The 24,877-nt window shown below is 68.0% G+C and carries 19 protein-coding genes; 5 read left to right on the top strand and 14 right to left on the bottom strand.

Features of this window, described 5'->3' with window-relative positions:
* Positions 1-34: 34 nt before the first annotated feature.
* The 3 genes from AC5RTY_RS16745 to AC5RTY_RS16735 form a co-directional block, all read right to left on the bottom strand.
* A complete protein-coding gene (locus AC5RTY_RS16745; protein ID WP_494139975.1) occupies positions 35-1,720 on the bottom strand; it encodes a thiamine pyrophosphate-binding protein in 1,686 nt (561 codons plus the stop codon).
* Complete coding sequence (gene speB / locus AC5RTY_RS16740) at positions 1,717-2,778, bottom strand: agmatinase (RefSeq protein ID WP_494139974.1); 1,062 nt, start codon at positions 2,776-2,778, stop codon at positions 1,717-1,719. Before speB ends, AC5RTY_RS16745 begins: the two co-directional genes overlap by 4 nt.
* Positions 2,779-2,987: 209 nt before the next feature.
* Positions 2,988-3,563 carry a helix-turn-helix domain-containing protein gene (locus tag AC5RTY_RS16735; RefSeq protein WP_494109724.1) on the bottom strand — a complete coding sequence of 192 codons (576 nt, stop codon included), beginning with the start codon at positions 3,561-3,563 and terminating at the stop codon, positions 2,988-2,990.
* Positions 3,564-3,771: 208 nt separating this feature from the next.
* Here AC5RTY_RS16735 and AC5RTY_RS16730 point away from each other — a divergent pair, with 208 nt between their 5' ends.
* The 3 genes from AC5RTY_RS16730 (at position 3,772) to AC5RTY_RS16720 (ending at position 8,026) form a co-directional block, all read left to right on the top strand.
* Positions 3,772-5,292, top strand: coding sequence for a sodium:solute symporter family protein (locus AC5RTY_RS16730; protein WP_494109723.1), 1,521 nt, complete (start codon positions 3,772-3,774; stop codon positions 5,290-5,292).
* A gap of 416 nt (positions 5,293-5,708) precedes the next feature.
* A complete protein-coding gene (locus tag AC5RTY_RS16725; RefSeq protein WP_494139981.1) occupies positions 5,709-6,812 on the top strand; it encodes a VIT1/CCC1 transporter family protein in 1,104 nt (367 codons plus the stop codon).
* Between the two features lie 128 nt (positions 6,813-6,940).
* The gene (locus AC5RTY_RS16720; protein ID WP_494139973.1) at positions 6,941-8,026 is read left to right on the top strand and encodes a matrixin family metalloprotease; all 1,086 of its coding nucleotides are present in this window, start codon (positions 6,941-6,943) and stop codon (positions 8,024-8,026) included.
* Here the strand turns inward: AC5RTY_RS16720 and AC5RTY_RS16715 are convergent.
* The 10 genes from AC5RTY_RS16715 to glyA form a co-directional block, all read right to left on the bottom strand.
* Positions 8,021-9,292 carry an LOG family protein gene (locus AC5RTY_RS16715; RefSeq protein ID WP_494139972.1) on the bottom strand — a complete coding sequence of 424 codons (1,272 nt, stop codon included), beginning with the start codon at positions 9,290-9,292 and terminating at the stop codon, positions 8,021-8,023. The two genes, AC5RTY_RS16720 and AC5RTY_RS16715, sit on opposite strands and share 6 nt — an antisense overlap.
* 107 nt (positions 9,293-9,399) lie before the next feature.
* Complete coding sequence (locus AC5RTY_RS16710) at positions 9,400-11,067, bottom strand: MDR family MFS transporter (RefSeq protein WP_494139971.1); 1,668 nt, start codon at positions 11,065-11,067, stop codon at positions 9,400-9,402.
* Entirely contained in the window at positions 11,064-11,708 is a 645-nt protein-coding gene (locus tag AC5RTY_RS16705; RefSeq protein WP_494139970.1) for a TetR/AcrR family transcriptional regulator, read from the bottom strand. The genes AC5RTY_RS16710 and AC5RTY_RS16705 overlap by 4 nt, the downstream gene beginning before the upstream one ends.
* A gap of 149 nt (positions 11,709-11,857) precedes the next feature.
* The gene (gene purU, locus AC5RTY_RS16700; protein ID WP_494001734.1) at positions 11,858-12,721 is read right to left on the bottom strand and encodes a formyltetrahydrofolate deformylase; all 864 of its coding nucleotides are present in this window, start codon (positions 12,719-12,721) and stop codon (positions 11,858-11,860) included.
* 97 nt (positions 12,722-12,818) lie between these two features.
* Positions 12,819-14,294, bottom strand: coding sequence for an L-serine ammonia-lyase (locus tag AC5RTY_RS16695; RefSeq protein ID WP_494139969.1), 1,476 nt, complete (start codon positions 14,292-14,294; stop codon positions 12,819-12,821).
* A 1-nt stretch (position 14,295) separates the two neighbouring features.
* Complete coding sequence (locus tag AC5RTY_RS16690) at positions 14,296-14,925, bottom strand: sarcosine oxidase subunit gamma (protein WP_494109720.1); 630 nt, start codon at positions 14,923-14,925, stop codon at positions 14,296-14,298.
* Entirely contained in the window at positions 14,918-17,827 is a 2,910-nt protein-coding gene (locus AC5RTY_RS16685) for a sarcosine oxidase subunit alpha family protein (protein ID WP_494139980.1), read from the bottom strand. Before AC5RTY_RS16685 ends, AC5RTY_RS16690 begins: the two co-directional genes overlap by 8 nt.
* Positions 17,828-17,841: 14 nt before the next feature.
* Complete coding sequence (locus AC5RTY_RS16680) at positions 17,842-18,168, bottom strand: sarcosine oxidase subunit delta (RefSeq protein WP_494001737.1); 327 nt, start codon at positions 18,166-18,168, stop codon at positions 17,842-17,844.
* 14 nt (positions 18,169-18,182) lie between these two features.
* Positions 18,183-19,400 (bottom strand): sarcosine oxidase subunit beta family protein, encoded by a 1,218-nt coding sequence (locus tag AC5RTY_RS16675; protein ID WP_493987654.1) that lies wholly within the window; start codon positions 19,398-19,400, stop codon positions 18,183-18,185.
* Positions 19,400-20,692, bottom strand: coding sequence for a serine hydroxymethyltransferase (gene glyA, locus AC5RTY_RS16670; protein ID WP_494139968.1), 1,293 nt, complete (start codon positions 20,690-20,692; stop codon positions 19,400-19,402). Before glyA ends, AC5RTY_RS16675 begins: the two co-directional genes overlap by 1 nt.
* Positions 20,693-20,863: 171 nt before the next feature.
* Between glyA and AC5RTY_RS16665 the strand changes: the two genes are divergently transcribed.
* A complete protein-coding gene (locus tag AC5RTY_RS16665) occupies positions 20,864-21,532 on the top strand; it encodes a GntR family transcriptional regulator (RefSeq protein ID WP_494001740.1) in 669 nt (222 codons plus the stop codon).
* A gap of 28 nt (positions 21,533-21,560) precedes the next feature.
* Here the strand turns inward: AC5RTY_RS16665 and AC5RTY_RS16660 are convergent, their stop codons facing one another.
* A complete protein-coding gene (locus tag AC5RTY_RS16660; protein WP_494139967.1) occupies positions 21,561-23,069 on the bottom strand; it encodes a PucR family transcriptional regulator in 1,509 nt (502 codons plus the stop codon).
* Positions 23,070-23,234: 165 nt separating this feature from the next.
* Between AC5RTY_RS16660 and AC5RTY_RS16655 the strand changes: the two genes are divergently transcribed.
* Positions 23,235-24,839 carry a purine-cytosine permease family protein gene (locus tag AC5RTY_RS16655; RefSeq protein WP_494139966.1) on the top strand — a complete coding sequence of 535 codons (1,605 nt, stop codon included), beginning with the start codon at positions 23,235-23,237 and terminating at the stop codon, positions 24,837-24,839.
* Positions 24,840-24,877: the final 38 nt, after the last annotated feature.

The following is a 24,877-nucleotide window of genomic DNA, read 5'->3' as shown; positions in this document are numbered from 1 at the left end:
AAGCGGCAATGGGTGGACCCCCGTCGGGATTGGGTCAAAGGTGCGTGGGGGCGAACATCTTCAGCAGTGTCTCGACGACGACGACGTTCGGTCCCTCGGCGGCAAAGCTCTCCCGGAGTGCGGGGCCGACATCCTCCGGCGCCACCCGGCGTGCCGGCACGCCAAAGGCCTGTGCCAGCGCCACGAAGTCCGGCCGCGCCAGTTCCGTTGCCGTCGCCCGTCCGAACGCGCCTTCCATGTATTCGCGCAGGATGCCGTAGCCGCCGTCGTCCACAATCAGCCAGGTGACCGGAAGGTCATGCTGCCGGACGGTTGCCAGCTCGCTGATCGAATACATGGCCGAGCCGTCGCCGGAAACGGCCAGCACGCGCGCGGGCTTTCCCTGGCTGGCCAGGCCGACGCTGCCGCCGATGGCGCCGGGAAAACCGTAGCCCAGGCCGCCGGCGCCCTGCGCCGAGTGGAATTCACCGTCGCGCGAGTCCCAGCAGCTCCAGGCCCAGTACGCGGAGATGGTCATGTCCCAGAAGGTTTGCATGTCGTCCGGCACGGCCTCGCGGATGTCCGCCATGAAGGTCCGCTCCTTGGCCAGGTCCTGGCTGTCCAGGCGGGCCTGGACCTTGGCCAGGGTGTCTTTGACCAGCTGCTCGGGCGTTTGGCCGTGCCAGTCGGGTCCGTTATCCGGATCGTCGGACAGCGCAGCGTCCAGCGCCTGCAGTGCCTGGCCGGCGTCGGCGCGAATGCCCAGGGCCGGGCCGTTGGACTCCAGGACGCGGGGCTCGGCGTCGATCTGGATGATCCGGCCCCGCGGTTCCATGGTGAAATAGTTGCTCGTCACTTCACCGAGCGACGAGCCCACGACCAACAGGACGTCCGCATCTTCGAGGAGGTCGGTGACGTACCGGTCCTCGACCCAGGACTGCAGCGAGAGCTCGTGGTTCCACGGGAACGCGCCGTTGCCGCCCGGCGAACAGACCACCGGGGCACGCAGCTTTTCCGCGATGGAGCGCAGCCACGGTTCTGCCTTGCCCCGGCGGGCGCCGCCGCCGGCGATGATGGCCGGCCGCTTGGCCTCGGAGAGCCAGTGCACGGCTTCCTTGACCAGCTCGGTCCGCGGCGGGTTGTCGAATGCCTCGGCCAGCGCGTCCTCCACCGGCGGCACCATGATCGGGTCCAGCAGCACGTTCTGCGGCACCTCCACCCAGACCGGTCCCTGCGGCGACGAGATCGCCTCGGTCCACGCGTCCTGAATGGCCGACGGGATGCCGGACGCGTGCTGGATCAACCGCTGGCTTTTGGTGACGTTGGCCGCCGATGCCTTCTGGTCGTCGAGCTGGTGCAGCATGCCCTTGCGGCGCGCGCCCAGGCCTTCCAGTGGAATCTGGCTGGCAATGACCACCATCGGCACGCCGGTGGCATAGGCCTCCTGCAGCCCGGCCAACGAGGTCAGGGCGCCGGGGCCGGTGGAGAGGAACAGCACGCCGACCTCTCCGGTGGCACGCGAGAACCCGTCCGCCGCGAAGGCGGAGTTGTTCTCCACCCGGGATGAGACGAAGCGCAACGGCGAACGGGACAACGCGTCGAACAATCCCAAGGCATGCTGCCCCGGAATCCCGAACACGGTCGTCGCGCCCAACGCACTGAGGGTTTCGACGACGAGGTCCCCGCCGTTGCGGACGGTCGGTTCGGCCGGGGCCGTGGAGTCGGCTTTCCCTGCTGTCATTCGAAGGACTCCTGATCCGATCCCTTGCCGCTGCCGACGGTGGCGCCCGCGCGCTTCAGCGCCTGGGCGCTGTAGCCGTTGCCGGACCCGCCTGCCGCGGTATCGGCCATCAGCGAGACAAGTTCGTACGCCACGTGGCTGCCGGCAACCCCTGTCATCTCCGCGTGATCATAGGCGGGGGCCACTTCCACCACGTCGGCGCCGACGAGGTTCATGCCGCGGAACCCGCGGATGATTTCCAGCAACTCGCGGCTGGTGATGCCGCCGGCCTCCGGGGTGCCGGTGCCGGGTGCGTGGGCCGGATCCAGCACGTCGATGTCGACCGAAATGTAGAGCGGGGTGTCGCCGATCCGGTCGCGCAGCTTGGCCACCACGTCGCGGGCGCCTTCGTAGTAGACGTCCGAGCTGGTGACGATGCCGAAACCGAAACGATGGTCGTCGTCGAGGTCCTTCTTGCCGTAGAGGGGGCCGCGGGTGCCCACGTGGCAAATGGCCTCGGTGTCCAGGATGCCTTCCTCCACAGCCCGGCGGAACGGAGTGCCATGCGTGTATTCGGCACCGAAGTAGGTGTCCCAGGTATCGAGGTGCGCGTCGAAATGCAGCATGGCGACCGGACCGCCGGCCCGCTCGGCGGCTGCGCGGAGCAGCGGCAGGGCGATGGTGTGGTCACCGCCGAGGGTGACCAGCTTGGTGCCGGCGGCGGTCAGGTCGAGGGCGTTCTGCTGAATGGTCTCGATGGCTTCGTTGATGTTGAACGGGTTCACGGCCATGTCGCCGGCGTCGGCCACCTGGACCTCTTCGAACGGGCTCAGGTCCCACGCGGGATTGTACGGCCGCAGCAGCCGCGAAGCCTCGCGGACGTGGTTGGCGCCGAAGCGGGCGCCGGGGCGGTAGGACACGCCGGAATCGAAGGGTACGCCGACGACGGCGATGTCCGCCTGCTGCACCTGGTCCAGGCGGGGCAGCCGGGCGAAGGTGGCGGCTCCGGCGTACCGCGGGATGCGGGACGAATCGATCGGGCCAAGATGGCCGTTGGCTTCCACACGTAGCTCTTCCATGGTTCTCCTCTGAGGGGTGCGGGCGGCGGGTAAGTTGCGGATCTCAAGCGGCGCGACGCATGCGGGGTGCGATCGACTCGGCTTGGTTGCCTTATGTGCAACATCTGTTGCCTCAGATGTTATTTGTGGTGGGGGTAACAGTCAAGACCGCGGCCCGTGTGGCACGGGCACCAGCGCGGCGCGGCGCGGGCGCTAGCGCGGCACGGGAACTAGCGTGCGGCGGCCGGGACCAGCGTCCAGGTGACGATGGCCTCTTCGTCGGTCTCGTTGATCCACGTGTGCGGCTCCCGCCCGGAGAAGGAAATAGTGTCGCCGGCGTCGAGCACGTAGCGCTCGGAGGTGAAAACCAACGTAATGCTCCCGGCTATCACGTGCAGGACATCCACGTCGCAGTCCACGGAGTAGAGGTCAGCTTCCCCGCGGCCCCGCGGTTCAATCACGGCACGGATGATCTGCAACCGGCGCTCGTGCCGGGCGGTCAGCAGCTCCTCCTTGATGCCATCGCCGCCCAGATTGATCCGCGGCCCCTCCCCGGCGCGCGAAACATGTGTTTCCGGCATCGAGAAGAGGTCCCCGATGGAGATGGACAGCACCTGGCACAGGGTGACCAGCGAGGCTACCGACGGCGAGGTCAGGTCGCGCTCCACCCGGCTGAGGAATCCCTTGGTGAGCCCCGTCGAATCCGCCACCTGTTCGATGGTCATGCGCTGACCTTGGCGTGCGGCGCGGATCCGCGATCCGATGGCCACCGGGTCATTGCTGGGTTCGACTGGCAGTGCCTTCACTGATCATCCTTCTCGGTGCAGAGTTAAGGGAAGCGGCGTGCAGCGGCAGGGAAATAGCCCCGGCCGAAACCGGGCCCCGCAACCGGGGCAGCCTGCCGAGTTGACCTGTGCCCCGTGCCACATTTAGCTTAACACTCAACACTTGTTGCCTCACAGGCAATTTTCCGCATGTCGCCCGCACTATTTTCATTCCCCTTGGAGTCCCCCCATGGACAGTCAAATCGTCAACGTCGTAATTGTGGTGGCCTATCTGGCCGCCATGCTGCTCTTCGGGTGGTGGGGCAAATCCCGCACCAAGAACACCAGCGACTATCTGGTGGCCGGCCGCCGTCTCGGCCCCGTCCTCTACACCGGCACGATGGCCGCCGTCGTCCTGGGCGGAGCCTCCACCGTCGGCGGGGTGGGCCTGGGCTACAAATGGGGCATCTCCGGGATGTGGCTGGTCGTCGCAATCGGCTCGGGCGTGCTGTTGCTGAGCCTGCTCTTCGCCCCGACCCTGCAGAAGTTGAAGATCTACACCGTGGCACAGATGCTCACGCTGCGGTACGGCGTGCATGCCACCAAGGTGTCGGGCATCGTCATGCTGGCGTACACGCTCATGCTCTGCGCCACGTCCACCGGGGCCTACGCCACCATCATGGTGGTGCTCTTCGGCTGGGAGCGCTGGCTGTCCATCGCCGTCGGCGGCGCCATTGTGCTGATTTACTCCACGGTCGGCGGCATGTGGTCCATCACGCTGGCCGACATGGCACAGTTCATCATCAAGACCGTCGGCGTCTTCCTGCTGATGCTGCCGTTCACCTGGTCGGCCGCCGGCGGCCTGGACGGCATCCGCTCGCGCGTCGATGCGGAGTTCTTCTCGCTGACCGGCATCGGCGTCCAGACCATCATCACCTACTTCGTGGTCTACACGCTGGGCCTGCTGATCGGTCAGGACATCTGGCAGCGCGTCTTCACCGCCCGCAACCCAGGGGTCGCCCGCTGGGGCGGCGCGACGGCCGGCATCTACTGCATCCTCTACGGAGCAGCCGGCGCCCTGATCGGCATGGCGGCCTCCGTGGCGCTGCCGGCCATCGAAGTCGAGGACGACGTCTACGCGGACGTGGCCATGAACCTGCTGCCCATCGGCATCGGCGGCATTGTGCTGGCCGCGGCCGTGGCCGCGATGATGTCGACGGCGTCCGGCTGCCTGATCGCCGCGGCGACGGTGGCCCGCGCCGACGTGGTGCCGTTCGTGGCCTCCTGGTTCGGCAAGCACGTCCATTACGACCACGAGAACACCGAACACGATGTGGCCGGCAACCGCTGGTGGGTCTTCGGCCTGGGTGCCGTCTCCATCCTGCTGGCCATCGTGGTGCAGGACGTAGTTGCCGCGCTGACCATTGCGTACGACATCCTGGTGGGCGGGCTGCTGGTCGCGATCCTCGGCGGCCTGGTCTGGAAGCGCGGCACCGGCCTGGGCGCCGCGTGGTCCATGGCGGCCGGCACCATCGTCACGCTGACCACCATGATCGTGCTGGAGATCAACGCCGAGGAACAATATGCCGGCGTTTACGCCAACGAGCCGATCTACTACGGCCTGATCGCCTCCGCGCTGGTCTACGTGGGAGTGTCGCTGCTCACGAAGCCCACCGATGCCGCCGTGCGCCAGGCGTGGGACCGCCGGGTGGCGGGGCAGGCAACGGAGGAAGTCCCGGTCGAGGGTCCCGACGAGGTCGCCACGCGCTGACGCGGTGCGCTGCCACCTACGTCTGCTGGCGTGGGCTCTGCCCGAACGGCTATTGACACGGCGCGTTACCAGGAACGACTGCTGACGCAGGTGCCTGGGTCCGGCCAGGAGACGGTGACGGCGGGGCGGTCCTCAAGGGACCGCCCCGACCGGCTACAATGGAGGTTGCGAAGGGGAGTAGCTCCACCGCCGCGCGGTTCACGCGTACTGGGCGTGGAGGCCTGTCGACACACTGGCCAGCGTTAGCGGCCCGGCAGTCCACCTGAGCGCAGGGCAGGTACCGCCTGATCCACTGCGCCCGGGCGAGCGAGACCTTCGGTCAGTTGATGGTTAACTGACCGGAGATCATCGAACCGTCTCCGGTCCGACTCAGGAGCAGCGTGACAACGAGCCCCGATCCAGCCGGCCCCGACCCTATGGACGCCCACCCCGACGGCAAGGCATCGCCGTCAAAATCCGACATCCGGCTGTGGCGCCGCTATCTTGCCGACGAACGCGCCGAAGCCGCCATCTACCGCGACCTGGCAAGGCGCCGCGAGGGCGAGGAACGTGAGATCCTGTTGGCCCTGGCCGACGCCGAGGGCCGGCACGAAAAACACTGGCGCGACCTGCTGGGCAAGCATGCCGGACAAAGGCTGCGGCCCTCGTTGCGCCGGACCGTGCTGCGGTTTCTGGCCCGCAGCTTCGGCTCGGTGTTCGTGCTGGCACTGGCACAGCGGGCCGAGAGCCGCTCCCCCTACGGCAGTGAGCCTGCGGCGACCGAGGCCATGGCCGCCGACGAACTAATTCACGAAGAAGTCATCCGCGGCCTCGCCACCCGCGGCCGGGCCCGGCTCTCCGGCAACTTCCGGGCGGCGGTCTTCGGCGCGAACGACGGGCTGGTCTCGAACCTGGCGCTGATCATGGGTATCGGCGCCACCGGGGTGTCCAGCGGATTTATCCTGTTCAGCGGCTTCGCCGGCCTCCTCGCCGGCGCGCTGTCCATGGGCGCCGGCGAGTACGTGTCCGTGCGCTCCCAGCGGGAGTTGCTCTCCGCCACCCGCCCCACCCAGATCACTTTGCAGGCAGCGCCGGACCTGGACCTGAACGCGAATGAACTCGTGCTCGTGTACCGCGCTCGGGGCATGACCCCGGAAGCAGCTGAACACCGTGCCGCCGAGCGGATGGGCTACCTGGACTGCGACTGCGATCCGAGCCTTTCCCTGCAGCCGCCGGAAACGTACATCAACGACTACCAGGAGATCGGCACCGGCTGGAATGCCGCCCTCTCCAGTTTCCTGTTCTTCTCCAGTGGCGCGCTGATTCCGATCCTGCCCTACATCTTCGGCATGCAGGGCACCGCGGCCGTGGTGGTCGCGCTCGTGCTGGTCGGCCTGGCACTGCTGGTGACCGGCGGAATCGTGGGGCTGCTGTCCGGGGCTTCGCCGCTCAAGCGTGCCCTGCGGCAGCTGGCGATCGGCTTCGGCGCGGCCCTGGCCACCTACCTGCTGGGTTCCTTGTTCGGCACCACGGCGCTCTGATCCCGCCGGCGGACCGTCCTGTTCACCCGCCGGCCACCGGACAGCCCCCTACCGTTTGTCTCACGGCTTCGTTACCCTGAGGCAAGCGGGGCAACGATGCACCGCCGTCCGCCATGCCGAGGGGGACCATGAGTTGGCCGCCGACCGAAGGCCCGCGCCAAGCGCCGGGCGTGGCCCGGCCTGTGCCGGAAGCCGGGACGGAGCAGGCACCGGTCACCTCCGGCTCCGTTGAGCGCCGGAAGCCCGACGCCGACCAGGGGCAGGTCTGGATCAACCCGACGGCGCGGCAGGTGCGCACTCCCGGGCAGCAGCCCGTACTGCCAACGGGCTGGCATGCCCCGCCCGTCCGGCGGGAACATGACCTCCGGGGCCCGTCGCCGTTCGGCAAATTCATGCTGCTGGCCGCCGCTGCGTCGCTGGCGGCGTGGGCCTTCATCTGGATGGCACAGCCAAGTCCCGCCCCGGCGGTGCAACCCGGCGGGGCCGCCGCCCTGAATGGCGTTCGGCTCGACGCCGGCTCCACCGTCAAGGGTCCGGGCCACGGCGGTTTTCCGCCGCCGGGAGTCGACGCCGCGGACGAACCGCTGGGGCTGCCCGCGCCGATCGACGAGGAGAACAATTCCTACGAATTCCTGCCCTCGCCGTCCAAGCAGGACTACCTCGCCTACGACCCGTGCCGCCCGATCCGGTATGTGGTCCGCGCGGCCGACTCCCCTGCGGGCAGCACGGAACTCGTCCATGAGGCGGTGGACCACGTCTCGGAGGCCACTGGCCTGCAATTCATTTACGAAGGGACCACCACCGAACGGCCCGCCGAGCGGCGCCGGTCCTACCAGCCCGAACGCTACGGCGAGCGGTGGGCGCCGGTGCTGATCGCCTGGTCGGAGCCGAAACAAAGCCCGTCCTTGGCCGGTCCGACCATCGGCTTGGGCGGAAGCGGCTGGGCGTCGCGGGGCGGGGTTTCCGCTTACGTGTCGGGCCAAATTGAACTGGACACCCCGCAGTTCCGCCAGCTGCTTGGTGCGCCCGGGGGCGACGACGCCGCCCGGGCCATCATCATGCACGAGCTGGGCCACCTGATCGGCCTGGACCACGTTGACGACCCCACCCAGCTGATGTACGCGCAGGCCTCGCACGACATCCTCACCTTTGCCGACGGCGACCTCACCGGCTTGTCATTGCTAGGCCAAGGCGAGTGCGTGCCCGAGCTATAGAACGTCCAGGGCCTGCTCGACGGTGTCCACCAGGTGCACGGCGCCCTCCATGGACCGCCCCCGCGCCAGCGCCTGCAGCAACGGCCAGGCCGGCAGTTCCTCGGTCCAGTACTTGCGCCCGACCAGCACCATCGGCGAGAGCGCTTCCGGGGTGGCGTAGTAGTTCTCGCAGGCGTCCTGGAAAATTTCCTGCACCGTGCCGCCGGCGCCGGGCAGGAACACGATCCCGCCGTCGCAGCGCTGCAGCAGCACGGCCTCGCGCAGGGCGTTGCCAAAGTACTTGGCGATATGGGTGGCAAAAAGGTTCGGCGGCTCGTGCCCGTAGTGCCAGGTGGGGATGCCCAGATTCGCGACGCCGGGTCCGGCCTCGGCGAGCACGTCGGCCGCCGCGCGGGCCCAGTCTGTGACGGACGGCCGGAAGCCGGGGACGCCGGCCAGACGGTCCAGCGCGTCGGCAAACTCTTCATCCCCGGACGCGGAGAGTCGCGCGCCCAGGTTGGCGGCCTCCATCGCGCCCGGGCCGCCGCCGGTCGCCACCGCATAGCCCTCCCTGGCGAGCAGCCTGCCGAGCCGGGCGGCGCCGTCGTAAATGGTGCTGCCCCGCTCGGCAGCGTGCCCGCCCATCACCCCCACCATCCTCCGGTCGGCGAACACGGTGGAGAACAGCGCCTCCATAGCGTCGCCGATGGCGTGGTCGTGCAGGCTTGCCGCGAGGGTGGAGTCCAGGTCGTGGCGGGTCGCGGACCGCGAGGACCAGGCGTAGACCTGCGCGTCCAGCGTCCCTTCGTAGGGTCCGGTGTCCAGCCCGCTGTAGAGCTCTGCGGCCGTGTACACCTGGCCGCGGTACGGGTCGAACGGGACGCCGGGCAGCGTGGGAAAGATCAGCGCGCCGTTGCGGTGCAGCCAGTCCTCGGTGGCCGCCTCGAACGTGCACCCAAGGAACACCGAGCCGGCCGGGTCCATGCCGAGCAGGGCCTTTGTGCGGCCGCTGAGGTCCACCGATTGGAAGTGCCAGCCGTTCATCGACGGCGGTCCCCCGTCCGGCCGCGATCGCCAGGTGGGCTGCGGCTCGCTGTCTGGCTGCCGGCTGTCCGGTCCCCCGCCTGGCCGCGGTGCCCTGGATGGCTTCGCAGGGCTGTCGGGCCGGCGTCCGCCGTCGCCCGCCGCCCCGGCTCGCGGAGCCTGGGCGACGAGCCGGTCGAAGTGCTCGAGCGACTCAATCTCGACGACGCGCGGTTCCTTGTGCAGTGCCGCTGACGCTCCCATGCAGCCAGCATAACCGTCGACTCGAAGCTGTCGGGGGCCGCGGCCGGACCGGCTACACGCTCCGGCCTGCCACCGCCCCGGCGGCTACGTGCCCGTGCTCCGGCGCGCTACCTGTTGCTGGCTTCGGCCTGGCGCAGGTCCGTGTTCGCCGGCTGGTTGCCCTCGGTCGCGGAGGTGATCGCGATATTGCCCTCCGCGGCTGCCTCGGCCAGGATGTCCGGCTCCAGCGAGGTGGCCAACGGCTTTTCCACCACGAACATGCACAGCACGGTGGCTACAACGGCCATCGGCACCATGAACAGGAAGAGCGGCATCAGGGCTTCGTTGTAGGACTCGACGATGATGTCGTGCACCGGTGCGGGCAGGCCGGCGACCATGTCCGGCGTCAGCGAGTTCCCGCCTCCGGTGGCCGCGACGGCTGCGGCCGGCAGGCGGTCGTTGAGGAGGTCGACCAGGCGGTGGGCGAACAGGCTTCCCACGACGGCCGAGCCGAGCGTGGCGCCGATCTGGCGGAAGAAGTTGTTGGCCGCCGTCGCCGTGCCCACCTGCCGCAGCGGGAAGGAGTTCTGCACGATCAGCACCAGAATCTGCATGTTCAGGCCCAGGCCAAGGCCCAGCAAGCCCAGGTAAACGCAGAGCACCCAGACGGGCGTGTCCGCGCGCACGAAGTACATCAGCAGCAGGGCCACAGCCATCACCGCCGAACCGGCCACCGGCATCCACTTGTAACGGCCGGTCTTTGAGACCAGGATTCCGGAGGTCATGGACGACGCGAGCAGCGCGGCCATCATGGGAATCATCAGCATCCCGGCCGCCGTCGCCGACACGCCGGCAGCCATCTGGAAGTAGGTGGGCATGTAGCCGAGGGCCCCGAACATGGCCACGGAGATCAGCAGGCCCGCGATGGTGGTCATGATGAAGTTGCGGTCACGGAACATGGACATGGGAATGATGGGTTCGGCGGTCTTGCGCTCCACCAGCACGAACCCGACGGCGGCCAGTACGGTGCCTGCTATGAGGGCGATGAGCACCGGGTCGGACCAGGCAAAAGTGCTGCCGCCCCAGCTGCTCACCAGGACCAGGCCGGTGGTCGCGGCCGCCATCAGCAGCATGCCCCAGAGATCGAGCTTCGGCCGCACCTTGACAGGCCGGGACTTGAGGAAGAACAGCGCGCCAATCAAGGCCAAGACACCCACCGGAATGTTGAACCAGAAGGCCCAGCGCCAGCCCGGTCCCTCGGTAAACCAGCCGCCCAGCAGCGGTCCGACCACCGAGGAGAACGCAAAGACTCCGCCCATGGCGCCCATGTACTTGCCGCGTTCCCGGGCGGGAACCACATCGGCGATGATGGCCTGCGACAGGATCATCAGTCCGCCGCCGCCCAGCCCCTGCACCACACGGGAAGCAATGAGCCAGCCCATGTCCGGCGCCAGGGCGCCGATGACCGAGCCGATCAAAAACATGATGATCGCGGCGACCAGCAAGTATTTGCGGCCGATCTGGTCGCCCAGCTTGCCGTAGATGGGCATCATGACCGTGGCGGCCAGGATATAGGCGGTGATCACCCAGAGCATCAGGTTGGCGCCGTTGAGCTCCCCCACGATGGTGGGCAGTGCAGTCGCCAGGATGGTCTGGTTCAGGGCGGCCAGCAACATGGCCATCATCAGCGCGACGAATACCAGCAGCAGGTTGCCATGGCTGTGGCCATGCTGCCCCGGCCGGGACGTCGCGGATGCCGGTGGGCGCTGTAGCGCCTGTCGGCTTTCGTTGTTCATTCGGATTCCTTCAGAACTGCGCGCAGCAAGGCCAGGCTGTGCTCCAGGGCCTCGGTCTGCGATTCCAGGGTGGGTTGGGACATGGTTTTTTGCATGGCAAAGCGGATTGCTGCGCCCGCCGTCATGACCAGCATGCGGGCGGCGTCTTCGGCGGTGTACTGCCCGCCGACGGGATGGGCGGCCAGGATGCGTTCAGCGTCCGTGAGCCGGTCGGAGCCGGCGAGCAGTTCGGCGACTGCGGTGGTGACCAATTGCTCCACCTTGACGATGTACTGGACGCGGCGGTGCAGCAGGTGCGGGTGCTTGCGCAGGATCAGGTGGCGGGTGGCATCGTCTCCGCCTTGAATGGAGCGGGTGACCGCCAGCATCAACTTGCCGACTTCGTCCAGCAGATTGGCGTGGACGTCGAATTCGGCCAGCATGGCATCGTCAAGCACCGGCTCGCGCAGGCCCAGCACCGCGTCTTCCTTGCACGTGAAGTAGTTGAAGAAGGTGCGCGGGGAAACTCCGGCGGAGAGCGCCACCGCATCCACGGTGACGCTCTCAATTCCGTCTTCCAGCGCCGCTTCCGCCGCGGCGTCATGCAGGGCGGTCCAGCACTCGGCGCGCTTGCGCTCACGCAGGGAATTTAGTTGACTCACCGAACCAGTGTGCCAGCGCCCCCGCTCGTTGCACAAGTGCAAACATTCATTCCTGCAAAAATTTGAGCAACGTCACACCGGCAAACGAAGGAGAGGATCGGTGGCATCCGTGGCAGCTCAGCGGTAAGAAACCAACCAACCGCGCGCTCCTACCGCAGCACCACGGTGCGGTTGCCGTGCAGGATGACCCGGCCCTCGCAGTGCCACTTGACCGCGTTGGTCAGGGCCTTGCACTCGGTGTCGCGGCCGGCGGCGACCAGGTCCTCCGGCCCGAAGGTGTGGTCGACTTCCACCGTCTGCTGGGCGATGATCGGGCCTTCGTCGAGTTCGGCGTTGACGTAGTGCGCGGTGGCCCCCACGGTTTTCACTCCTTTTTCGTAGGCCTGGTGATAGGGCTTGGCCCCCTTGAAGCTGGGCAGGAAGGAGTGATGGATGTTGATGGTGCGCCCGGTCAGCTCGCGGCTTAGGTGGTCGCTGAGGACCTGCATGTAGCGGGCCAGCACTACCAGCTCCACGTTGTGGGCATCGATCAGTTGCAGCAGCTCGGCCTCGGCGGCCGGTTTCGTGTCCGGCGTGACCGGCACGTGGTAATACGGGACCTCATGCCATTCCACCAGCCCCTTGTGGTCCAGATGGTTGGACACGACGGCGACAATCTCCACCGGCAGCTCCCCCATCCGGGAGCGGAAGAGCAGGTCGTTCAGGCAGTGCCCGAACTTTGACACCATCACCAGCACCCGCCGCCTGCGGCCCTTGGGTTCCAGCTGCCACGCCATGCCGTACTGCTCGGCCAACGGGGCAAACGCCTCGCGCAGCCGCTCCGTGGAGTTGGTTCCGCCGTTCTCCCCGGCGAAGTCGGTGCGCATGAAGAAATGCCCGGCCCGCCGGTCGTCGAACTGCTTGAGCTCCTGGATGCTCTGGCGGTGCTCGACCAGGAAACCGGAGACCGCGTGGACGATCCCCAACCGCTCCGGGCAGTCGAGGGTCAGGATGTGCTCGTGGTGGATCGGCATGGTTGCTACCCCGTTTCGGTCTGGCTTTTCGTGCGGCGGTCTCGTCGGGACTGCCGTGCGGCTGGCGGTTCAGCGCTGGCTGTTCAGCGCTGGCTGTTCAGCATTCGACGACGTTGACGGCCAGGCCGCCGCGCGACGTCTCCTTGTACTTGGACATCATGTCCGCCCCGGTCTCCCGCATGGTCTTGATGGCCATGTCCAGGGACACGCGGTGGTCGCCGTCGCCGGCCAGTGCCAGCCGGGCGGCGTTGATCGCCTTGACGCTGGCGATGGCGTTGCGTTCGATGCAGGGAATCTGCACCAGGCCGCCCACCGGATCACAGGTCAGGCCCAAATTGTGCTCGATTCCGACCTCGGCGGCGTTTTCCACCTGCTCCGGTGTCCCGCCGAGCACCGCGCACAGTGCACCGGCCGCCATCGAGCAGGCTGACCCGACCTCGCCCTGGCAGCCGACCTCGGCCCCGGAAATCGAGGCGTTGGTCTTGAACAGGATGCCGATGGCCGCCGCGGTGAGCAGAAAATCCACCACCGCGTCGTCGTCCGCGCCGGGCACGAACCTCGTGTAGTAGTGCAGCACGGCGGGCAGGATCCCGGCCGCCCCGTTGGTGGGGGCCGTGACGATCCGCCCGCCGGAGGCGTTTTCCTCGTTGACCGCCAGCGCATACAGGTTGACCCATTCCATCGCCCAGAGCGGGTCGGCGTTGGGCGTGCCGTCCGCTGCCCGTGCCTCCTCGGCGGCACGCAGCCTTCGCCGCAGCCCCGGGGCACGCCGGCGGACCAGCAGCGACCCGGGCAGGGTCTCCTCGGTGCGGGTACAGCCGTTTTCCACACACTCCTGCATCACCGCCCAGATGCGCAGGAGGTCCGCCCGCAGTTCGGCTTCGCTGCGCCAGGTGAGTTCGTTGGCCAGCATCACGCCGGCTATCGACGTTCCGGCCTCGCGGCAACGGGCGAGCAGTTCCGCGGCACTGGAGAACGGGTACGGGAGCCGTTCCCCCTCCCCGGCAGAGCTCGCCGCACGGGCGTCGCGCGCGGTGGCGCCGCCGTCGCGCTCCCCCGCCCCGGCGTCGCGCGCAGCCTCTTCCGCCGCACGTTCGGCCTCCTCGGCCGTCACCACGAACCCGCCGCCCACCGAGTAATAGGAGGACGCACGCAGCGGTGAGCCGCCGGCGTCGTACGCCGTGAAGGTCATCCCGTTCGGGTGCGCCGGCAGCGAGCGGCGGCGGTGCAGCACCACGTCGGAAGCAGGGTCGAACTCCACCGGGTGCGTGCCGGCGAGGCTCAGCTTCCGTGCGGCCGCCGCCTCCTGCACCTGCGCGTCCGCGGCATCCGGATCAACGGTTTCCGGGTCCTCGCCCTGCAGGCCCAGGATCACGGCCTTGTCCGACCCGTGGCCGGCCCCGGTGGCACCGAGCGAGCCGAACAGCTCCGACTTCACCCGGGCCACCGACTCCAGCAGCCCGTCCGCGGCCAGTGACGCGGCAAACTGCCGGGCGGCCCGCATGGGGCCCACCGTGTGAGACGACGACGGCCCGATGCCGATCGAAAACAGGTCCAGCGCGCTCAGTGCCATCTCAGTCCACCTCGGGCGAGGCAAACTCCGTCATGGCGTCCAGCAGCCAGCGCGCGGTGTAGTCCGCGAACGAGGCCCGCGGCATGATCCGGTAGACCTGGCCGCCGTCCCGCTCCGCGGTCTGCCACAGCAGCACCGGCACCGGGCCCAGCTGGGTGGTGATCGCCGTGCCCGGACCGAACGCCCGCGGGTGCAGGTCCGCGTGGCAGCCCTTCTCCAGCACCAGCCGGGCCGAGGGTCCGGAAAGTTCCAGCGTGGTGCGGTTCGCGGACAGATCGACGACGGCGCCCGGCTCACCGCCGAGCGCGGCGGTCAGGTCCGCCGTGGCGTCCGTGCCTTCGGGCCCGACCAGCAGGAACTCGTCCGGCCCCAGCCACAGGATGGCGGTCGAGTCCGCGCCGCCGGAAACCTGGCCGTGGCCGGCCGGCAACGGCAGCCCGGCGGCGGCCTCCAGCGCCTTGGCGCCGGCCGATCCGGGCTCGGCCCGCAGGGCGACCATGTTCAGGAACGGGATTTCACGCAGGCTGACGCCGCGTTCGCCGGCCACGGCGCCCTGGCTGATTGCCTCGGTCAGGTGCGCCAGCGGACTGCGGCGCAGTGCTTCGATGTTGGTCAAGACCTGTTCAGCCATCACGACGGCTCCCTTCGGGGTCGTAGAGTACGGGTTCTGCGATGACGACGTCCACCAGCTGCCCGTTGACGGGTGCCTGCAGCGTCTCGCCGATGCGGTTGCGGCCGTTTTTGATCAGGGCCAGGCCGAAGCTGCGGCCCAGCGCGGCGCTGTGGTAGCTGGAGGTCACGTGCCCCTCCATTGGCACCGGCGCCTCGGCCGGCGCGATCCGGGTGCCCTGGTTGACCAGCTGCGCGCCCTCGGGGAGGCGGAACGACTTGTCCGCCGGCAGAACCCCGACCAGCTGCTTGCGGTCCTCGCGCAGGTTGTCGGCGCGGGTGTAGGAGCGCTTGCCCACGAAGTCCTTGGCCTTGGAGACCACCCAGTCCATCCCGGCGTCCTGCGGGGTGACCGTGCCGTCCGTGTCCTGGCCGACGATGATGAAGCCCTTCTCGGCGCGCAGCACGTGCATGGTCTCGGTGCCGTACGGGGTGATGTTGAACTCCGCGCCGGCTTCGGCCACGTCTTCCCAGACCTTCAGGCCGTACCAGGAGGACACATTGATCTCGAACGCCAGCTCGCCGGAGAACGAGATCCGGCAAATGCGGGCCGGGATGCCGGAGGCCAGCGTGGTCTCCCGGAACGCCATGAAGGGGAAGGCGTCGTTGTCCAGGTCCAGCTCGGGCGCCAGCTTGGCGATGACCGCGCGTGACTTCGGCCCCACGACGGCGACGGTGGTGTACTGCTCGGTGACCGAGTTGCACACGACGTCCAGCTCCGGCCATTCCGTCTGCAGCCACTCCTCCAGCCAGTCCAGCACCTTGGCGGCACCGCCGGTGGTGGTCGTCATGAAGTAGCGGTCCTCGTCCAGGCGCAGCGTCACGCCGTCGTCGAAGATCATGCCGTCCGGGGTGCACATCAGCCCGTAGCGGCCCAGGCCGGGCTTCAGTTTCTTGAACGCGTTGGTGTACATCCGGTTCAGGAATTCGCCGGCGTCCTTGCCGCGGATCTCGATCTTGCCCAGGGTGGTCGCGTCCATGAAGCCGACGGATTCGCGGACGGCGGCGCATTCGCGCAGCACCGCGGCGTCCATGTCCTCGCCCGGCTGCGGGAAGTACCAGGGCCGCTTCCACTGCCCGACGTCCTCGAACAGCGCGCCGTGGGCGACGTGCCAGGGGTGGATCGAGGTCAGCCGCGCCGGGTCGAACAGCTCCCCGCGCTGCCGGCCCGCCAGTGCGGCGAATGCCACCGGCGTGTAGGGGGCGCGGTAGGCGGTGGTGCCGATGCTGCCGACGTCCGGGTTGTTCAGCGCCGCGGCGATGACGCCGATGGCGTTGACGCCGGAGGTCTTGCCCTGGTCGTTGGCGGTGCTGATCGACGTGTAGCGCTTCACATGCTCCACGCTGCGCATTCCGGCGCCGGTCGAACGCAGCACGTCGGCGACCGTCTGGTCGCGTTGGAAGTCGACGAAGTGGTTCTTCCAGCCGGCGGCCTCGCCGTCGAGGGCGGGAACCAGCCACAGCGGCCGGATCGGGGAGACGGTTTCGGCGGCGGCCGCGGGGACCTGCGGGTCCGCGCCGAAGCCGGCGCGGGTGGCCGCTTCAGCGCCGGCGGCGGCGCCTTCGCGCAGGCTGCCGGCCAGATCCAGGGTTCCGTTGCAGGCGCCGGCGGTCTGCTGGTCCTTGACCACGTGGCCGGGCACGAAGGCCGCCAGCTCGTCGTTCCAGGACAGGCGGCGTTCGCGCTGGCTGTGCAGGTGCACCACCGGGCTCCAGCCGCCGGAGACGGCCAGCAGGTCCGTCTCGATGGTTTCCGGTTCCCCGGTCAGCTGCCCCTCGGCATCCAAACCGCTGACGACGACGGCGCTGATCCGTCCGCCGTCGTTCCGGCCTTCGGTGTCCACCACGGCACTGCCGGTGATCAGGCGGGTGCCGGCCGCGCGGACCGTCTCGGCCGCGTCGCCGCCGATCTCGGTGCGCGCCTCCACCACGGCGGCGACGGCGATGCCGGCCGCGGACAGGTCGGCGACCAGTTGGTACGCCGAGTCGTTGTTGGTGGCGACGACCACTTGGTTGCCGGCGGCCACCGCGTACCGGTTGAGGTAGCTGCGGACGGCGGAGGCCAGCATGATGCCGGGGCGGTCGTTGTTCGCGAAGACGATGGGACGTTCGTGCGCGCCGGTGGCGAGCACCACCTGCTTGGCGCGGACGTGCCAGATGCGCTCGCGGGAGACGCCGGCTCCCAGCTCGCCGGCCAAATGGTCGGTGCGGCGCTGGACGGCGACGATGAAGTTGCTGTCGTAGCTGCCGAATGCCGTGGTGCGGGCCAAGTAAATGAGCTCTTCGGCAGCTGACAACTCGGCGGCGGTCCGGTCCACCCACTCCTGCGCGGGCAGGCCGTCGATGGTCTCGCCGCGGCCCGACAGCAGGGAGCCGCCGGCCTCCGGCTGCTCGTCCATCAGGATCACGCGCGCACCGCTCCTGGCTGCCTCGCGTGCCGCGGCCAGGCCGGCCGGGCCGGCACCGACCACCAGCACGTCGGTGTGCACGTACTTGCGGTCGTAGACGGCCTCGTCGGTGCGGGGGTCCAGCTGGCCCAGGCCGCTCAGCAGCCTGGCGTCCATGCCGTCCGTCAGCTCGAGGGCCGTCGCCGGCAGCATGGACTCGTCAACGTGCCCGGCGTAGCGGGCACTGACCTTGACCAGTGCGTTGGGCTCTTCCACGCCGGCCGACATGATGCCGCGCGGGCGGCCGAGATAGAGCGAGTCGCCCACCGTGACCTTCCCGGCCCCGAGCAGCGCGGAGGCCAGCGTGTCCCCGGCGTAGCCGGTGTAGGTGTCGCCGTCGAGCGTGAAGTTCAGCGGCTTGTTTCGGTCGATCCGGGCAGCGGCGGGGGCGGCAAGCCGCTGGGACTGGTTGGCGATGTTGCCGGTGGCGGTCATTTCGCTCCTCCTTCGGCCGGCTGGGCCTTGGCACCCGCGAGGCTGCCGAGTTCGATCGGTGGTTTCTCGCCGGGCTTGTACACGGCTTTGAATTCGTAGCTGACGGTGTCGCGCACCGCGTTGAACCAGCGCCTGCAGCCGGTGCTGTGCACCCAGCGTTCGGCGAACAGGCCCTTGGGGTTGGCGCGGTAGAAGAGGAACTTCGCCCATTCCGCGTCGCTCAGCTGGTTCGGGTCCGCCGGGTAGGCGACGTGGGCCTGGCCGCCGTAGTGGTATTCGGTCTCGTCGCGCGGCCCGCACCAGGGGCATTCGATCAGAAGCATCTCGGTCTTCCTTCCTAGTGGGCCACGGCGGCGGCGCCGTGTTCGTCGATGAGGTGTCCGGTCTCGAACCGGTCCAGGGCAAACGGGGCGTTCAGCGGGTGCGGTTCGTCCGTGGCGATGGTGTGGGCGAAGGTGTAGCCGGCGCCGGGCGTTCCCTTGAACCCGCCGGTGCCCCAGCCGCAGTTCACGTAGAGCTGGTCGATCGGCGTCTTGGACACGATCGGCGAGGCGTCCATCGTGGTGTCGACGATGCCGCCCCAGGTCCGCAGCACGTGGGCGCGGGCGAAGATCGGGAAGAGCTCGACGGCGGCCGCCATCTGTTCCTCGATGACGTGGAAGGCGCCGCGCTGGCCGTAGCCGTTGTAGGTGTCGATGCCCGCGCCCATGACCAGTTCGCCCTTGTGTGCCTGGGAGACGTAGACGTGGACGTGGTTGGACATGACCACCGTGGGGTGGACCGGCTCGTGCAGCTCGGAGACGAGCGCCTGCAGCGGGTGCGACTGGATGGGCAGTTCGAAGCCGGCCAGTTCGGCGAGCACCGAGCTGTGTCCCGCGCCGGCCAGGCCGACCTTGCCGGCGTTGATCCGGCCGCGGCTGGTTTCGACGCCGACAACCCGGTCGCCGTCCTTGATAAATCCGGTGACCTCGCAATTTTGGATGATGTCCACGCCCATTTCGTCGCACTTGCGGGCGAAGGCCCAGGCCACGTGGTCGTGCTTGGCGATGCCGGCGCGGGGCTGATAGGTCGCCCCCATCACCGGGTAGCGGATGTCGTCCCCGGTGTTGATGATGGGGCACAGTTCCTTGATCTGGTCCGGGGTGATCCACTCGGCGTCCACGCCGTTGAGCTGGTTGGCGTTCACCCGGCGGATGCTCTCGCGCACGTCCTGCAGGGTGTGGGCCAGGTTCATCACGCCGCGCTGGGAGAAGAGGAAATCGTATTCGAGTTCCTCCGGCAGCTGCTCCCAGAGTTTGAGCGAGTGCTCGTAGATTCCCGCGCTCTCGTCCCAGAGGTAGTTGGAGCGGATGATCGTGGTGTTGCGGGCCATGTTGCCGCCGGCCAGCCAGCCGCGTTCCAGCACCGCGATGTTGGTCATGCCGTGGTTTTTGGCCAGGTAGTAGGCGGTGGCCAGGCCGTGGCCGCCGCCGCCGACGATCACGGCGTCGTATGAGGATTTCGGCTCCGGATTCCGCCAGAGGAAGTCCGGGTGCTCGGGCAGCAGATCGGCCATTATTCGGCTCCGTTCGGCTCGGCGTTCAGGTTGGGGTAAAGCGGGAACTTCTCCGCCAGCAGGGCCACGCGGCCGCGGAGCTCGGTGAGCAGCTCCTCGTCCGGTGCACGGGTCAGGGCGGCGGCAATGATGTCTGCCACCTCGGTGAATTCGGCGGCGCCAAAGCCGCGGGTGGCCAAGGCAGGGGTGCCGATCCGCAGGCCGGAGGAAACCATCGGCGGGCGCGGATCGAACGGGACCGCGTTGCGGTTGACGGTGATGCCGATGGAGTGCAGCCGGTCCTCGGCCTGCTGGCCGTCCAGTTCCGAGTTGCGCAGGTCCACCAGGACCAGGTGCACGTCGGTGCCGCCGCTGACCAGGCTGATGCCGGCGGCCGCCACGTCGTCGGCCAGCAGCCGCTGGGCCAGCAGCCGCGAGCCCTCGAGGGTCCGCTGCTGGCGGTCCGCGAACTCGTCGGAGGCGGCAAACTTGAAGGCCACGGCCTTGGCTGCCACCACGTGCTCCAGCGGGCCGCCCTGCTGGCCGGGGAACACCGCGGAGTTAATCTTCTTGGCCAGCTCCTGCTTGGACAGGATCACGCCCCCGCGCGGGCCGCCCAGCGTCTTGTGCGTGGTGGTGGTGACGACGTCGGCGTACGGCACCGGGTTCGGGTGCAGTCCGGCGGCCACCAGGCCGGCGAAGTGCGCCATGTCCACCATCAGGTAGGCGCCGACCTCGTCGGCGATCCGCCGGAACTCCGCGAAGTCCAGCTGGCGGGTGTAGGCGGACCAGCCGGCCACGATCAGCTTGGGCTTGTGCTCGACGGCGAGGCGCTCCACCTCTGCCATGTCGATCCGGTGGTCGGACTCCGAGACCCCGTAGGGCACGACGTTGTAGAGCTTGCCGGAGAAGTTGATCTTCATGCCGTGGGTCAGGTGCCCGCCGTGTGCCAGGTTCAGGCCCAGGATGGTGTCTCCCGGGGACAGCAGCGCGAACATGGCCGCGGCGTTGGCCTGGGCACCCGAGTGGGGCTGGACGTTGGCGGCTTCCGCACCGAACAGTGCCTTGACCCGGTCGATGGCCAGCTGCTCGATCACGTCCACGTGCTCGCAGCCGCCATAGTAGCGCCGGCCCGGGTAGCCCTCGGCGTACTTGTTGGTCAGCACCGACCCCTGGGCCTCCATCACCGCGGTGGGGGCGAAGTTTTCCGACGCGATCATCTCCAGCGTGGACTGCTGGCGTTCCAGCTCCCGCGCAATGGCACCGGCCACCTCGGGATCGGCCGCAGCCAATCCGGTTGTCAGCGTGTTCACCATCCGACTTCTCCTTCGAAGAACCTGATCAATCACAACTAATGTGTGACTGATATATCAGAACTGATTGCAATAGTATGGGGGAGATCACACCCCGTCAAGAGGTTCCTTCCGGCATCCAGTTTTCGGCCGGCAGGACCCCGACCAGGTCAGCGGACCATTAGGAGCATCATGAGCATCACCGCGGAAACCGATGCCGGGACCGAGCACCTGTCGCTGGCCGAGCAGGCCTACCGGGCGCTGCGGGACAAGCTGATCATGTTGGATATCCGCCCTGGCGCGCCCATCAATGACGGGCAGCTGGCGGCGGAACTCGGCTTCGGCCGCACCCCGGTGCGCGAGGCCCTGAAGAAACTGGAGATCGATCACCTGGTCATCTCCTATCCGCGCCGCGGGACCTTCGCGACCATCGTGGACATCACCGAGCTGGCCGCCGTGTCGGAACTGCGCCGCGTGCTGGAACCCCTGGCGGCCCGCAAGGCAGCGGAGTCGGCCGGGGAGGCCATGCGCGCAGAACTGTCGCAGCTGGCGCGGGACATCGGAAAGCTCGACGACGCCCGGCCCGCCAAACACGACCTGATGCGTTACGACCTCAGCGTGCACCGCGCCATCTATCGCGCCGCGGGCAATCCCTACCTCGAGGACACCCTGATCAGGCTGGACAACCTGGCCACCCGCATCTGGTGCCTCGTGCTGGATAAGGTGCCGTCCGTCGCCGGCCACATCACCGAGCACGTGGAACTGCTGGACTCAATTGTCGACGGCGACGCGGACCACGCTGCCGGCCTGGCCCTCGAGCACATCACCGGCTTCGAAAAGGCCATCCGCGCGGTGTTGTAGCGCGGGGAAGGTGTCTTTGGCGGAACGTTCAGCCGCCGATTTCGGCGGGCGAGGGGTTCTTGGCCAGGCGGACCGCCAGGTTGAGCCCGGACATCTTGGGCGTGCCCCGGGGGTCTTCGCCGATGAGATCGAAAATCTTGCGCAGCCGCTTATGCAGCGTTTGGCGTTCCACGAACAGGATCCGCGCAGTCTCTGCGGAATTGCAGCCGCTCATAAGCCAGGCGTCGAGGGTGTCCAGCAGCCGCGTCCCCCGCTTCCGGTCGTAGTCCAACAGCTCGCCGAGCAGTTCCTGGGTGATTCGTCCGGCGACAGGTCCGGAGAGCTCGCGGGCCGCCAGCCGCTCCAGGACAAAGTCCTCGCAGTCGCGGATGTTGCTTTCCAGGTCGTCCGGGGGCCCCACCGCTTGGGTCAGCCTGGCCTCGACCAGGGACGAGTGGGCGTGCAACGGCGTGGCAACCGTCGGCCCGATCGCACCCGCCACCGCCAGGCCGCGGAAGTCCTCACGCAATCCGGCCAGGATTTCCCGCCGCTCTTGGCGCGTGCCGCTGATGCTGAGCTGGACCAGGGCGCACAGGCTCTCGCCGTCCAGATAGGTCCGGGCGTCGGGACACCGGTTTTTGAGGATCCTTTCGGCCACTCCGCGTACGCTGGTCAGCCCAATCCGGCGAAACACCATGACGAAGGCGGGTTGCACTGTCGAGAGGCCCGCGGCGGTGCACAACTCGTGGATTTGGGAGGCGCCGGCGCCGCTGATGACGGCCCGCATCAGGGCGGTGTGGGCAATCTGCTGCGCCGTCGGCCTGTGCTGCTGCGACACGGCGAGCGCCAGAATGCCGCCGATCCGCTCCCCCACCGTCTTCAGCAGCTCCGGGGCAACATCCCGGCGGCTTTGCAGCCGCAGGCGCGCCGACACCAGGCTGCCAACGAAAATGTCCGATTCCACATTCACGGAGGTGGGGTCGGGCGGGAAGCCGCCGGCGAACTCCAAGACGGTCCCGCTGGGGTCCAGCAGCGCCGCCTCGATCCGCAGCGACTGCGAGACAATCTCGATCAGGGGGCTCAGTGCCGGACCGGAAGAAGCCAGGCGTTCCGCCAAGCGCTGCGAGATGGAATCGGCGGTTTGCAGGGCCGTGACATGTTCAGACACGACTTTCCGATTGACTTCTTCCGCAATCTCCACGAACGGGACCACGCGCCGCAGCTCGATCAGCGGCAGCCCCACCTCTTCGGCTGCCTCCACAAGCTCGGCCGAGAGGGAGCGGCCGGAGCCTGCGGTCTGGATCGCCAAGGCCGTCACGTGCCGGGCCGCCAGGCTGCGGATGTACTCGTGTTGTGCGGCGGGCCGGAGGTTCAACAAGGCGTCCCCGCCGCTCAGCAGCAGCTCCTGGCCGCGCAGCAGCGGCGCTATTTCCAAAACTTCGCTCGAATGCACCCATCTGACCTTGCCGCCGGGAATCTGGCTTTTGCCGGCCCGGACCAACGGACTGGCGCGCTGCATCAGTTCAAGCCCAAGCACATCCGACAACATCACGACCATGGATAATCCCGCCTCTGAGCAGCCCGACCGGCGTAGGGGGGACAGTCCGTCACCCTCCGTGCACCTAAGTGGTTACGGTCCGACTATACGCTGTGAGCTGCATCACCTCCTAGTCTGGGTGAAGTCCTGCTCCGCCTCGCGTTGCAAATCGTCAGGAGACCCGCCATGAGCCAGAGATCCGCCACGAAATCCGAACAGGCCACCCAACACGTAGAAGACATCCTGCAGCCGGTTCCCGAATCGGCCCGTACCACAAAGCTGTCCGGCCAGTTCTGGATCTGGGCAGGCGCCAACGTCGCCCCGATCAACTGGATCCTGGGTGCCCTGGGCATCCACCTCGGATTGAGCCTTGCCGATACCCTCACCGTGCTCATTGCCGGCAACGTCATTGGCATGCTTGGCTTCGGCTTCTTCGTAATCCTCGGGCAGCGCACCGGAGCTACCGGCATGTTGCTGGCCCGCGGAGCGTTCGGCCGCAGGGGCGCCTACCTACCCGCAGCCATCCAGGCCGTGATCGCCATCGGATGGTCCGCCGTCAACACGTGGGTCATCCTGGACCTGATCATGGCGCTGTTCGGAATGATCGGCTGGGTTGATCCTGCGGCCACCAACTTGGGGTGGCGCATCGGCACGGCTGCCGTCATCATGTCGATCCAGGTGGCCATTTGCTACCGCGGCTACCGCGCCATTTCCCGCTTCGAGCGGATCACCATGCCGCCCACCGTCCTGGTCCTCATTGCCATGTCAATCGTGGCCTGGACGCAGCTGGACATCGACTGGAGCTACCAGGGACCCGTGGGCGAGGTTCTCACCGGCATGCCGAGGATCGCTGCCATGTCCTCGATCATGACCGCCATCGGCATCGGCTGGGGCATCGGCTGGTTTACCTACGCTCCCGATTACTCCCGCTTCGTGAGCAAGAAGATCCGGCCCGCAAAGCTTTATGTCGTCAGCGTCCTCGGGCAGTTCCTCCCGGTGGTCTGGCTCGGCGTCCTGGGCGCCAGCCTGGCGACAAAGAACGGCACGGCCGATCCCGGCCAGCTGATCGTGGAAAGCTACGGAGCGTTCGCCATTCCGGTGATCCTGCTGGTCATCCACGGACCCATCGCAACCAACATCATCAACATGTACACGTTCGGCGTCGCCACACAGGCCCTGGACATCCAGATCTCCCGCAAGAAGCTGTCCATCGTCGTCGGTGGCCTGGCAATGGCGGCGGTCATCGGTTTCATGTTCGCGACTGACTTTGCCCACATGCTGCACAACTGGATCATCGCGATCGCAGCGTGGGTCGCGACCTGGGGCGGGATCATGGCCGTTCATTACTTCGTGTTTGAGCGCCACCATAAGAACTTCAGCTACCTCTTCCGCTCGCCGTCCGACACCCAGCTCAAGGCCTTCAACCCGGCGGCTTTCATCGCCTTCTTCGCCGGCATCTTCATGACCTGGATGTGCATGTACGGCTCGGTTCCGGTCCTCCAGGGACCCATCGCGACCGCTGTCGGAGGCATCGATTTCTCCTGGCTGGGCGGGACCATCACCTCGGCCACGGTGTACTTCCTGCTCGGATACTCCCGGTTCCGCTCTCGGATTGCCGCCGGCATTCCGCTCGGCCTGAAGCAGGACAGCTCCGACGAGGAATTCCTGAAGGACCACGGCGACTGCGAAACAGCGTTGGTCGAGGCCGACCATCCCGCAGGCTCCGTTGCCGTGCTGGCACCGGAGGCCCCGGATGCCCCGGAGGACCGCACCCCCGCACCCACGGCCTAGCCGGCGGACCGACGCATCAACATGCGTGGCCGCACCAA

The organism is Arthrobacter sp. Y3224055, from assembly GCF_059090825.1.
This window is presented reverse-complemented; position numbering and strand designations above follow the sequence as displayed.

Bases quoted from the DNA above. Each gene is read 5' to 3' on its own strand.
- AC5RTY_RS16745 (WP_494139975.1), bottom strand. From the start codon at position 1,720: ATGACAGCAGGGAAAGCCGACTCCACGGCCCCGGCCGAACCGACCGTC.
- speB (WP_494139974.1), bottom strand. From the start codon at position 2,778: ATGGAAGAGCTACGTGTGGAAGCCAACGGCCATCTTGGCCCGATCGAT.
- AC5RTY_RS16730 (WP_494109723.1), top strand. From the start codon at position 3,772: ATGGACAGTCAAATCGTCAACGTCGTAATTGTGGTGGCCTATCTGGCC.
- AC5RTY_RS16725 (WP_494139981.1), top strand. From the start codon at position 5,709: ATGGACGCCCACCCCGACGGCAAGGCATCGCCGTCAAAATCCGACATC.
- AC5RTY_RS16720 (WP_494139973.1), top strand. From the start codon at position 6,941: ATGAGTTGGCCGCCGACCGAAGGCCCGCGCCAAGCGCCGGGCGTGGCC.
- AC5RTY_RS16715 (WP_494139972.1), bottom strand. From the start codon at position 9,292: ATGGGAGCGTCAGCGGCACTGCACAAGGAACCGCGCGTCGTCGAGATT.
- AC5RTY_RS16710 (WP_494139971.1), bottom strand. From the start codon at position 11,067: ATGAACAACGAAAGCCGACAGGCGCTACAGCGCCCACCGGCATCCGCG.
- purU (WP_494001734.1), bottom strand. From the start codon at position 12,721: ATGCCGATCCACCACGAGCACATCCTGACCCTCGACTGCCCGGAGCGG.
- AC5RTY_RS16695 (WP_494139969.1), bottom strand. From the start codon at position 14,294: ATGGCACTGAGCGCGCTGGACCTGTTTTCGATCGGCATCGGGCCGTCG.
- AC5RTY_RS16690 (WP_494109720.1), bottom strand. From the start codon at position 14,925: ATGGCTGAACAGGTCTTGACCAACATCGAAGCACTGCGCCGCAGTCCG.
- AC5RTY_RS16680 (WP_494001737.1), bottom strand. From the start codon at position 18,168: ATGCTTCTGATCGAATGCCCCTGGTGCGGGCCGCGCGACGAGACCGAA.
- AC5RTY_RS16675 (WP_493987654.1), bottom strand. From the start codon at position 19,400: ATGGCCGATCTGCTGCCCGAGCACCCGGACTTCCTCTGGCGGAATCCG.
- AC5RTY_RS16665 (WP_494001740.1), top strand. From the start codon at position 20,864: ATGAGCATCACCGCGGAAACCGATGCCGGGACCGAGCACCTGTCGCTG.
- AC5RTY_RS16660 (WP_494139967.1), bottom strand. From the start codon at position 23,069: ATGGTCGTGATGTTGTCGGATGTGCTTGGGCTTGAACTGATGCAGCGC.
- AC5RTY_RS16655 (WP_494139966.1), top strand. From the start codon at position 23,235: ATGAGCCAGAGATCCGCCACGAAATCCGAACAGGCCACCCAACACGTA.